The sequence below is a fragment of the Paenibacillus sp. sg306046 genome (genome assembly GCF_059821225.1).
The window spans coordinates 111204-122638 of sequence record NZ_JCAMRT010000009.1 but is presented as its reverse complement, the minus strand read 5'-3'; the positions used below and the strand labels follow the sequence as shown (position 1 = coordinate 122638).

Annotated in this window: 9 protein-coding genes and 1 pseudogene; 7 read left to right on the top strand and 3 right to left on the bottom strand. The window is 56.4% G+C overall.

Annotation, left to right across the window (positions count from 1 at the left end; translation table 11 throughout):
- Positions 1 to 119 precede the first annotated feature (119 nt).
- On the bottom strand, positions 120 to 2621 hold the full coding sequence (locus AC6ROY_RS11610; RefSeq protein WP_500100581.1) for a GH39 family glycosyl hydrolase: 2502 nt from the start codon (positions 2619 to 2621) through the stop codon (positions 120 to 122).
- A gap of 263 nt (positions 2622 to 2884) precedes the next feature.
- Here AC6ROY_RS11610 and AC6ROY_RS11605 point away from each other — a divergent pair, with 263 nt between their 5' ends.
- Positions 2885 to 3757: an arylamine N-acetyltransferase family protein gene (locus AC6ROY_RS11605; protein WP_500100580.1), complete on the top strand. Its 873-nt coding sequence runs from the start codon at positions 2885 to 2887 to the stop codon at positions 3755 to 3757.
- Positions 3758 to 4058: 301 nt separating this feature from the next.
- Here the strand turns inward: AC6ROY_RS11605 and mmuM are convergent, their stop codons facing one another.
- Both mmuM and mmuP read right to left on the bottom strand, forming a co-directional pair.
- On the bottom strand, positions 4059 to 5045 hold the full coding sequence (gene mmuM, locus AC6ROY_RS11600; RefSeq protein ID WP_500100578.1) for a homocysteine S-methyltransferase: 987 nt from the start codon (positions 5043 to 5045) through the stop codon (positions 4059 to 4061).
- A gap of 9 nt (positions 5046 to 5054) precedes the next feature.
- The gene (gene mmuP, locus AC6ROY_RS11595; RefSeq protein WP_500100577.1) at positions 5055 to 6434 is read right to left on the bottom strand and encodes an S-methylmethionine permease; all 1380 of its coding nucleotides are present in this window, start codon (positions 6432 to 6434) and stop codon (positions 5055 to 5057) included.
- A 167-nt stretch (positions 6435 to 6601) separates the two neighbouring features.
- On the opposite strand from mmuP, the gene AC6ROY_RS11590 reads away from it, so the two are divergent.
- The 6 genes and pseudogenes from AC6ROY_RS11590 to abc-f all read left to right on the top strand — a co-directional run bounded on the left by AC6ROY_RS11590 (position 6602) and on the right by abc-f (position 11341).
- Positions 6602 to 6952: a DUF2252 family protein gene (locus AC6ROY_RS11590; RefSeq protein ID WP_500100576.1), complete on the top strand. Its 351-nt coding sequence runs from the start codon at positions 6602 to 6604 to the stop codon at positions 6950 to 6952.
- Between the two features lie 62 nt (positions 6953 to 7014).
- Positions 7015 to 7521, top strand: coding sequence for a DUF2252 family protein (locus AC6ROY_RS11585; RefSeq protein ID WP_500100574.1), 507 nt, complete (start codon positions 7015 to 7017; stop codon positions 7519 to 7521).
- 388 nt (positions 7522 to 7909) lie between these two features.
- Positions 7910 to 8002, top strand: a pseudogene (locus AC6ROY_RS11580) (DsbA family protein); the annotation flags it as partial.
- A 75-nt stretch (positions 8003 to 8077) separates the two neighbouring features.
- Positions 8078 to 8503 (top strand): MarR family winged helix-turn-helix transcriptional regulator, encoded by a 426-nt coding sequence (locus AC6ROY_RS11575; protein WP_500100573.1) that lies wholly within the window; start codon positions 8078 to 8080, stop codon positions 8501 to 8503.
- Between the two features lie 32 nt (positions 8504 to 8535).
- A complete protein-coding gene (locus AC6ROY_RS11570; protein ID WP_500100571.1) occupies positions 8536 to 9099 on the top strand; it encodes a thioredoxin family protein in 564 nt (187 codons plus the stop codon).
- 322 nt (positions 9100 to 9421) lie between these two features.
- Entirely contained in the window at positions 9422 to 11341 is a 1920-nt protein-coding gene (gene abc-f / locus AC6ROY_RS11565; RefSeq protein ID WP_500100570.1) for a ribosomal protection-like ABC-F family protein, read from the top strand.
- Positions 11342 to 11435: the final 94 nt, after the last annotated feature.

Below are 11435 nucleotides of genomic sequence, written 5' to 3'. Positions count from 1 at the left end.
GAAAACCATGTCACTTTTTATGGTAAAAGTCGCAGAGCCATTCCGGATGCAGCGGATCAACCACAAAAAAGACCATGTCGGCCGATTCCAGGCCTTCATAGTCTTCTCTTTCGCTTGGACTATATGCTTCTAAATTCGAATAACTGCACCTCATGCGGCGCGAGGCGGCAGGTTATTCGCCATTCCGCACCGACTGTTTCCTCGCGCACCTGCTGCCGCGGCACGCTGCACGCGTTCAAATACTCCACATCCTGCGGCGTCAGCAGCGCATGACCGCCCATCTGCACCCAGCGGTCATACGCGCTGCCGCTGTCGCGGTTAATCGCGTGGCTGCGGATCCGGTAGCGCCCCGGCTCCAGCCCATGCAGCCGCAAGGTCAGCTCCAGCACGCCGTTGTCCTCAAACACGGAGTAGCGGCTGTGCAGCCCGATGGCGGACGTATCGTTTAGCGAATAAAGCTGGTCGTAATGGCAGTAATGGTACACCAGCAGCTGGTAGCCGCGCTCGGCGTCCACGGTCAGGCAATAGCCTTGTCCGCGATCCAGCAGTCGGCACCCCAGCTTGGCCAGCAGCTCGTACGCATAGAAGACCGACTTGCGGATGCCGTTGCGTGTCATAAGTCCAAGCCCGCCATGAAACGTATGCTCAGGCAGCGCCAGCTCCTCCAGCAGGTCGGTTACCGTCCAGTAGCCGAGGCCGGCCGTTTCATCCAGCGTTTCCACGACACTTTTGGCAAGAAACGCCGCCTTGTAGCACGTATCGTTCGTCAGCTCGCGATGATGCGGGGTCGCATTCCACTCTGTCACATGCAGCTCGGCATCCGGCCAGCCCAGCTCCGCCAGCTTCCGCTTCACCCCGTTGAGCGTCTCGGTTAAATAAGAAGCATCCGCATACCGGAAGCTGATGTATTCACCCGCCTGCTCCGGATGCTGCACCCCGATGACCGGATAAATATGAATGGTCAGAAAGTCCGGCAGGCAGCCAAGCTCCTCGCAGCTGCGCCGGTATTCGCTCATCCAGCTCGGATGCAGCGCCACCGTCTCGCCTTGAACGCTCGGACCGCCGACCTGCGCCTGCGGACATACCTGCTTGATCGCCTGATAGGTCGCGTTATAAAACTGCATATATTGCTCGAACGAATACGGCCAGAACAGCCAGCCGTCCGGCTCATTCCAAAACTCGAAGCGCCAGCTCCGCACCTCGGCGAGTCCGTAACGGTCCAGCAGATGAACGAAAAACGCCTGCAGCAGCTCCGTCCATTCGCTCATCACCCGGGGCAGACTGACATAGCTTTGTTTATGGAAAAACGATTTTGTTTTATCCGCCAGCTCGCCCGGCATAAAGCCCAGCTCGACAAACGGCTTCAGCCCTAGGCTGCGCATAAGGTCAAACACCTGGTCCACATAGCCGAAATTGTAACGGAGCCGCCCGTCGCGATCGCGGACCGCCACCATCATCTCGTCATCGAAAATGCCGTGGAACCGGATATACCGGAACCCGATGCGGCTCTGCACCAGCCTGAGCTGCTCCTGCACCGGCGCAAACAGCGCTTCCTTCGCCTTGCCGATCGTACACAATGTCCGCCATGTATGCTTGAGCGGCTTGCCATGCCCGGAAGCGCGCACCTCCAGCTCACGGGCGACAATCGCTTCGTCCGCCAGCAGAGGCGCAGCCTGCTTGTCGGCCGCCGGCAAATATTTAAACAGCCGGACATACGCATTTTCCCGGTCATAGGCCAAGTAGTTGTTGCCGCCTGCCGGACCGCCCGATGGTTCCTCCCGTGCATCCATGCCGCTGGCCCGGTACTCGGTGGGCGTCATCGCATATTCATCGCGGAACGCCTTATGAAACGCTTTCAGGTTGGGGAAGCCGCTGTCCAGCGCGATATGAATGATCGACTCCTGCGTTGTCAGCATCAGCTTCACGGCATGCTCCAGCCGAATTCGAGTCAAGTAAGCGCGGAACGAGACACCCATGCTTTTCTGAAAAAAACTTGATAAATACGACACCGAGAAATTTTCCCGTCCGGCCAGCTCGTTCAGCGTCAGCGGCTGTCGGAAATGGCTTTGCACATATTCATTGATTTTCAGCAGCCGATCCATCGTCCGCCGGTTAATCGAAGCATCGCTGCGCGGCTGACTGCCCGCAAACTTCCGTACGAGCACATAGATCAGCTCCAGCAGCAGCGAACGAATTTTCAGCTCATAGCCGCTGCCTGCCTTATGGTAGATCCACATAATCGACGAAAGCAAGACGCGCACCTCATCGTAGCGGGCCTGATCCGCCTCGTCGCGGTTTTCCTTGACCGAGCGGCATTGAAACGTCATATGCTGAACGTCCACGCCCTGCTCCCGCAGAAAGGAATCCGGAATTTGCAGCGCCAGCAGCAGATTATCGTGCGCCGACTGAATCGTGTGAATATCATTGCTGTTGATAAGGATCAAGTCTTCTTCCTGCAGCTCATACGTCTTCCCCTGCACGCAGACTACGGCCTGGCCCTTCAGCACAAACAGCAGCTCCAGGCTGTCGTGCCAATGATTCGGGACATACCGGACCCGGTGGAAAAAAATATGCATCGGCAGCATCTGATCCGTTTGAATAATTTCATAAGTATGATCCATCGTTTCACCTCGGCCCTGGGCTGCTCCCGGCTGCGGTCCCACTGTCGGACGGCTGCAGTCTAAGAGAAGTCATCACGCATGTATCATGGCATATTTAGTGTGGATTTTCAATGCTTTCGACGGCATGCCGACCTTGACTGTACCGGTACAATTCAACTTTTAAGCCATGGTGTTGGGGTGAATTTCCCCTTACAATTCGATTAGGGCCCTGTGTGTGCCAACGTCCGGGCTCCGCTAATTCCAGACCAGAGGTGAATATGCTCATGATCACGTTATCCGTCCCGGAAATCCGGGCTTATTTGTCCCGCATCGGCGTGTCCGACATGGAGCCGCCGACGCTGGCGTATTTAACCAGACTGCATCAAGCTCATGTAGAGCATTGCTCCTGGCAAACGGTTGATATTTTCGGCCGCAAACCGGCAGGGATAGATGTCCGCGAATCGGTTCAGCTGCTGATCGACGGGCGAAGCGGCTATTGCTTTCATCTGAATGGCGCATTCAGCACGCTGCTTCGCTCCTTGGGCTATGACGTGTCCATGCACCGGGCAGGCGTTCATCGGCGGGGCGGCGAGCCCTCCATTAACTCGTTCCATGTCGGACTCAGCGTTCAGCTGCCGGATTCGCCGGAGGGTCCGGCCGGAACTTGGCTCATTGATGTCGGGCTCGGCGATCTGCCGTATGCGCCGCTGCCGCTGCACTACGACACGTACGAGCAAGGCCCGCTCCAGTACAAGGTAACGGCCTCCTCCGTCGCTCCCGGCGGCTGGCGAATCGAGCATGATCCGGACGCCTCGTTTGTCGGGGTGGATGTGGATGCCGGCGTCGTTACCGACCTCACCGTATTCGAAGACAATCATCGGATCTACAGCCGTTCGCCCGATTCCGTCTGGTTCCATTTATTTCTCGTCCGGCGCCGCCATGCGACAGGCAGCGACGAGCTGCGCGGCTGCATCTGGACCCGGCGCGATGAACGCGGTACGGAGAAAATCGAGCTGCCTACGAAATCCGCCTGGCTTGAGGTGCTGAGCGACTGCTTCGGCGAGCAATTGATCCGCTACAGCGCCCTGGAAAAGGACGACATATGGGCCCGCGTGCGGCAGGCGCATGCCGAATGGCTGGCATCGCAAACCTCTTGAGCGCCGCGCGGTCTGTAGAGCGGCTAGCAGATCGTTTCTCAAGCAACGTCATCCTGTAAAATCCGGTATAGACTCGCGTTGCTTATGAAGCGTTCTGTCCGATTGTTCCTCGTGGAACGCTGCTGCACTGCCGCCGACTGCCATAATCAGCGCCTCCGGCAAAGGTTAACGTCTGCCGGGCTTGGCCCGGGCCGATGCAAAGAAGCCGCTGAACCCACCGTTAGCGTGGTGTTCAGCGGCTTCTTAACGTGCAGGCCTCATGGCTGCCTCGGCCTTAATAGGCTCCGGCCTCCCCTAACTACTACCGCTCGGCCGTCCCCCGCCATTTCGCCGCAATGGCCTCAATATGCTCCGGTGAAGTCCGACAGCAGCCTCCGATGATCCGCGCCCCGGCTTCATACCAGCCTACCGCGTCAAGCTCGAAGCTTTGGCAGCCTTCTCCACCATGCCATGTTTTCGTGGCGGCATCGTACGTTTCCCCGGAATTCGGGTACACGATAATCGGCTTCGGCGAGTGGGCGCGCAGCGTCTGCACCGCCTCCGTCACAATGCCGATCGGCGCGCAGTTCAGCCCAATCGCGGCAATCTGGTCGTTCGCGGCGAAGGCTGCGGCACATTCCGCCAGCGGCGTACCTTCGCTGATCGCTTGTCCGCTGCTCAAGGAAAAGGACAGCCAGGCGTATGCGCTAGGGAACTCCTGCAGCAGCGCCGCCAGCACCTTCGCTTCCTGGAGCGAAGGAATCGTCTCCAGCGCCAGCACGTCTGCGCCGGCTTCAAGTAAGGCGGCCATCCGGGGCCGATGGAACGCCGCCAGCGTCTCATCGGACACGCCATAGTGTCCGACATACTCCGAGCCGTCCGCCAAATACGCGCCGTACGGCCCGACCGAAGCCGAAACAATCGGCTTGGGCCGACTTGCGGCAGCAGCCGAATCCGCCGCAGCGCTCGTCCATTCCCGCCAAAACTCGTCGCGCGCATCCTTCGCCAGCCGCACCGTTTGGCGGATCAGCTCCAGCGCCTCCTGCTCGCTCAGCCCGCGCTTCCTGAACCCGTCCAGCGTCGCCTGATAGCTAGCTGTAATGGCACAGTCGGCTCCAGCTCGGAAATAATCGAGATGCACCCGGTAGATGAGTTCCGGGTTTTCCAGCAGCACGCGAGCCGACCAAAGCGGGTCAGCCAGGCTGCAGCCGTGCCGCTCCAGCTCGGTCGCCAATGCGCCGTCCACAATCATCACCGGAAACTGCTGCAAAATACGTTCAATGGCATTTACTTGATTTGAAGCCGTCATCGCCTTCACCTAGCCCTTTCTACGCACCGTCATATAATAGCTGATATAACAAATGGCAATAAACGGAATCCCGCAATACAGCGCCACTCGCTGGGTCGGGTCGAACGCAATGCCGATGCAAGCCGCCAGACACAGCAGGAACGATACAATCGGCACAAGCGGATACAGCGGCGTACGGTAAGCCAGCTCCTTCACCGAATGCCCTTCCTGTATAAACCGACGCCTGAACATAAACTGTGATGCGCTGATGCTCATCCATACAGCCACCACGGCCAGACCCGAAATCGACACCAACGCAATATACACCGTATCCGGCGCAACAACGCTGGACAGCAACGCCAGCAATCCGCCGACCATACTTAGCAGCAGCGCATTAAACGGCACGCCCTTCGACGTCAGCTTCGCAAAACGCGGCGAGATCGTCTGCTTGTCCGCCAGCGACCATAACATCCGCGAAGAAGCGTACAGACCTGAATTGGCTGCCGATAAAATCGCCGTCAAAATAACAAAATTCATAATATCCGCTGCATAAGGCACGCCGATTCGCTCCAGTGCCGCAACAAACGGGCTTTCCCGCACACCCGCGTCCGTCATCGGCAGCAGCGCCGCCAGCACCGCAATCGTCCCGATAAAAAAGACGATTAGCCGCCATAATGTCGTATGAATCGCTTTCGGAATCGTCTTCACGGGATTTTCCGTTTCCCCGGCGGCAATGCCGATCAGCTCCGTCCCGGAGAACGCAAAATTTACCGCCAGCATCGTCAGCAAAATAGCAAACGCTCCGTTCGGAAACAAGCCGCCGCTGGTCAAATTGCTGAAAAACGGGGCAGGCTCGGCATTCGCCATCGGCACAAGGCCAAACACAGCCGCTCCTCCAAGCATAATAAACACGACAATCGTCAGCACCTTCACCGACGAAAACCAAAACTCCGATTCGGCAAAAAAGCGGACTGTCCACGCATTAAGCGCAAAAATAAGCGCTGCAAATAAAGCGCTCCACAACCATACGCTCACTTCCGGGAACCATCGCTGCATCAGCAGTCCTGCCGCCGTAAACTCCGACCCCAGCGCCACCGTCCAGGTCAGCCAATACAGCCACGCCACCGTATACCCGGTCGCCGGTCCGATATAAGCAGCGGCATAGCTATGAAAGGCCCCCGTCTCCGGCATATGCACCGACAATTCGCCCAGACATAACATGACCAGGTATACGACCAGCGCACCGACCATATACGAGAGAATCGTCCCGAACGGACCTGCCTGCTGAATCGTATTGCCTGTACTTAAAAATAACCCCGTTCCAATGACGCCGCCCAGCGACAGCATGATCAGATGCCTTGCCTGCATATTGCGACGAAATTGCTGTTTGTTGCTGCTTCCATTGCCCATGTCCAACTTCCCCTTACCCTCATCATGCCTGCATAACCGTTTCCGGCAGCATTTATTTCCATATTATAGCGGAGGACAAGCCGCTGGTCGAGGGGGGAAGCAGCCGACTCCACCGGCAGTTATGCTGCGGGCAAGCTGTATTTTGCGCTGCGTATGTCGGCTCCTACTTGTATGACCTGCTGCGGATGTCCGTCAGTCTGGCGCTTGTAGGCAAGCAGCTCGGCTACAGCGAGGCGGAGCAGCATGACGTCATCGTCAGCTTTGTGCAGGCGTACGCCAAGCAAATTCGCCAGTTTTGCCAAGGCAAGGCTGACCCCGGACATTTCGAGATCGACGAAAGCTCAGCGAAAGGACCGGTGAAGAAGCTGCTTCGCAAGCTGGAGAAACGGAGACAAGCCCACTTTCTGGAGAAGGTAACCGCTCATATGCAGCACGGCCGCGTATTTGTAGAGAATGCGGAGCTGGCCGTCCCCGAGCCCGCCGAGCAGGCGCAGCTGGAGCAAGCGTGGGCCTCCTAGATCGGCACGGTCGCCGAGCGCAGCCCGAACGACGATCACTACCGGATCTGATTGAGGGCGGCATGGAGAAGGAGGGCGCTGACGACACCGTGCTGGAGGCCAAAGAAGTACGCGTCACGGTTCCAGCCTACTTTATGCCTTACTCGGCCTCATTCTGGGACTCCTTCGGACATCAGGGCAAGCGCGTCACCGCTACCCAGCAAGCCATGCACCACAAGGCCGATCCGTACCTCGGCTTCTTCACGATAGAGGGCCGGCATTTTTACGTCCGTGAGCGCTCCCCATATAAGAAAAGGCTGAAGCTGAAAGACATCGAGGGTATCGAGGAGATGACCAAGGTTGTCGAGCTGATGGGCTGCCTGACGGCTAAAATGCATGCGAGAGCCGATGCCGAGGTCGATCAGGGCCTGCTGCCTTACCACAGCGAAACGGAAATCCGGGAGGCAATGGGCGATGACACGGAGACGTTTGCCCGTTATGTGTCCGGGAGGGCGTACGCCTACAGCAACCAGGTAGAGAACGATTTCGAGGTGTTTACCGAGTGGGTGCAGGAACGGTTCCGCGTATAGCGCAGGGCCGGGTCAAATCTCGACGACCTTAAACGGTACAATCGAGACTTGATGCACTCGGCTGCTTCCTGTTCGAGCAGATGAAGCGAGGTGGGCCATGGTTACCGCGCGGCTTAGCGGATGGAGAAATGCGCCCACTCCTTCTCCTGAAGGTCATCCATGCGGTGAAAGAATGCCTGGGCCCGGGTGTTCGCGATCGAGGTGATCCAGGTCATATTGGCGTATCCCTCATGGATGCAGTAACGTTTACAGGCTGCTCTTTGTTCAACCTGCTTCTTCTCACTTGACACGCAGCAGCCTATAGGCTAATTTACATGCTATAGCATATAATAATCAAAGGAGGCTAACCAGAATGAATCCCCATAACCTGCTATGCGATGTCCAATCCGATGTGTCCAATGGAATTGGCAAACCGTCCGATGTAGCCGGGCATTGGAGAGAAGTCGGAGCGCATTCCCGCATGCCCATTGCTGGAGGGCTATCAGACGCATGAGATACTGGGCGAAATGTATGTGGTCAGCAATAAGCCTTCAGACAACTAAAATGGGAGCGGATCATGGAACTGCATCAATTAACGGGCTTTCTGATTCACCGTACGGATGTTAAAATGACCAATTTTTTCACAAAGAAATTAAAAGCCTACAAGGTCACCCCCGAGCAGTGGAGTATTCTTAGTGTGCTGGATGGGAAAAGAGCAACGACACAAAAAGAACTCGCGGAAGTCATCGACCGGGATCAAAGCACAGTTGTCCGCATGATTCACTCGCTTGAGAAGAAGGGCATCGTCAACCGATTATTAAATGATATGGACAGGCGCTCCCATAACTTGTATTTGAGCGATAAAGGAATGACGCTTAAATCCACCCTTCTGCCCGTTGTCACCGAAGCGCACAGTCACGTGACAAGATTCTTGAGCGACAACGAAATTCAAGCATTAGAGGTTATTCTCGAAAAACTGTATGCCAGTGTCAGGGATGAATAGCTGATCGAATACGAAAAATGAGGTGCGAGGCCATGACCAAAACCGAACAGCAATACTTTGAGGAAGCAAAGCCGATTCAGACCTACATGGATGAAATGAGCTCGCTTAAAGACGAGAGCTTCGCCGTGTTTCAACAATTTGAAGCGCCGGATGACGGGCTTATCCAGAAGCTCCAGCATGCTTCACTTCGGTTCCTAGTCATCACGGAGGATTGGTGCGGCGATGCCATGATGATCAATCCCATTATCCGCAAAGTCACAGAAGCTGCCAAGCTGGACATGCGCGTTGTTTTACGAGATACGAACACCGATTTAATTGATCGTCATTTAACAAACGGAGGTCGAGCGATCCCGATTGTATTAATCCTCAACGCACAAGGAGAGCTGGTTGGTAAGTGGGGCCCCCGCGCTCCTGAAGTACAAGCGATTGTGGATGAGCTCCGCGCCACGTTGCCTGACAAGGACGACCCTGCTTTCGCCGAGAAGCAAAAAGAGCTTTATGGATCGTTAAGAAAGCAATACGCGCAGGATTCAACCCTGTGGTCCTATGTGTATGAAAGTTTTAAAAAGACCCTTATTGACAATTTGAAGCGGTAAGGTTTGCGGAAGCTGTTTCGATTGTAGTATACTGGAAGCCAAGTATACAAAAGGAGGTGAAGGTAGGATGAACCGCGAGTTTGTGAACACGCAAGTAAGCCGGCTGCCCATCGCGATGGCTGGCATCGTTCATGGTTTGGCCCAAGACGGGAGAAGTCTGTCCAGCTTTAACCATACGATTTCACAATTCGCGAAGAGGCTCCTACCTTAACCTGAACGGATCAAAAACCGGAACGGACGTAGGGATTTTTCCCTGCGTCCTTTTTTTATGGGTCTTCATGGTCTTCATGCGGGTAGGGCCTCGACTTAGGAGGAGCCCCCCTTGTTAACGATAAATTGCCAAAACGTAAAAAAATACAACGCCGCCCAGCTCGTGCTAGAGGATGTAACCTTCGATCTGCATCATGGCGAGAAAGCCGGACTCGTCGGCCGCAACGGATGCGGGAAGAGCACGCTGCTGCGGATGATCGCCAAACTGGACAACCCGGATGAGGGACTGCTGACTGTCCGCAGGAACACTCACATCGGCTACCTTCAGCAAAGCTCAACGCCGGAAGGCGGAATGACTGTCCGCGACGTGCTGGTGCTGGGCTTCCGGGAATTGCTCGATTGCCGGGAACGGATGGCCGCGCTTGAAGCAGCCATGGCGGCGACGGACACGAGCCCGGAACAGTTGGACCCTCTGCTCGCGGAATATGCGAAGCTGCAAGAACACTTCGAGCGGGGCGGAGGCTACGAGCTTGACGCCCGTGTGGATCAGGTTGCGGAAGGCTTGCACATCCCGCGTGAATGGTACTGCCGTGAATACGACTCACTGTCAGGAGGGGAACAAACGAAGGTTAGCCTCGCCTCGCAGCTGCTGCGAATGCCTGAGCTTCTGCTGCTCGATGAGCCGACGAATCATCTGGACCTGGCCGCCGTAGAGTGGCTGGAGCAATTTCTGCTGAGCTACGAGGGGGCTTGCCTGATCGTCTCCCATGACCGATATTTTCTCGACCGGGTCGCCACGAAAATCGTGGAGCTGGAGGACGGGCTGTCAACCGTATTCCATACGAACTATACGCAATACGCGAAGGAGAAGGAAGAATTGCTGCTGCGGCAGTTCGCCGATTACCAGGAGCAGAAGAAGAAAATGAAGAAAATGCGGGAGACGATCAGGCAGCTGCTGGAATGGGGCAGAATCGGCGATAACGGGAAGTTTTTCCGAAGGGCGGCCAGCATGCAGAAAGCATTGGATCGGATGGAGATGCTGAAGCGCCCTGCACTTAACCGCAAGGAGGCGGAGTTTGAGCTGCGCCCTTCCGAACGGTCTGGTAAACAAGCCGTGGTCCTGGACAACGTGGAGAAGAAGTACGACTCGAAGACGGTTTTAGCGGGAGCTTCGGGAGAGCTTCTATACGGTGATAAGGTGATGCTGGTCGGCAATAATGGCTCCGGCAAGTCTACCCTTCTGAAGCTCATGCTAGGAGAAATTTCCGCAGATCGCGGAAGCGTGCGGCTCGGCTCCAGGGTCGATATCGGCTATCTCGCGCAGCAACAGCTCCCGGACAATCCGGAACAGTCTGTGCTGGACTACTACCGGGGGGAAGCCGGGATGGAGGAAGGGGAAGCCCGCAGCCGGCTGGCAGCTTACCTGTTCTATGGACCGGACGTGTTTAAGCCCGTTGGCCTGCTCTCTGGCGGCGAATGGACTCGTTTAAGACTGGCGCTGCTCGTACACCGAAAACCGAACCTGCTCATTCTGGACGAACCGACGAACCATATGGATATCGCGTCGAGAGAGGCGCTTGAGGAGGCATTGGAGGATTATCCGGGCACGATGCTGATCGTTACGCACGACCGCTATCTCATCAACCGGCTCGCTCAGAAAATATGGGAGCTGGATCGCGGACATCTCGCGATTTATCCGGGCAGCTTCGACGAATACTGGGCGGGACGCGGACGGAAGAAAACCAGGGCTGTCGCGGATGAGTCCGAGGAGCAGCGCCGAGCTCGGCCTGAGCCGAAAAGTACGAAGCCCATCGTCCCCCTCAGAGAGAAGCACAATCGAGCCGGCGAGAAGCTCGAAGCAGAGATCGCAGCGACCGAACAACAGCTATCCATGCTTGATGCCGAGCTAAGCGAGCTGGAGCAAGACACGGAGTCAGTCTCTCGATTGGGGAAGGTCTGGATGGAGCGTGAAGCTCTCGGCAAGCATCTGGATCAGCTGCTCGAACGATGGATGGAGACACAGGGAGAATAACGGCTGCGGGCCGGAAGATCGTCGATAGGCAAGAAAAAGACTCCCCCACCATAAAGCCGCACCTCCACATGTCTCTGGACAGTTGGAGGTTGCT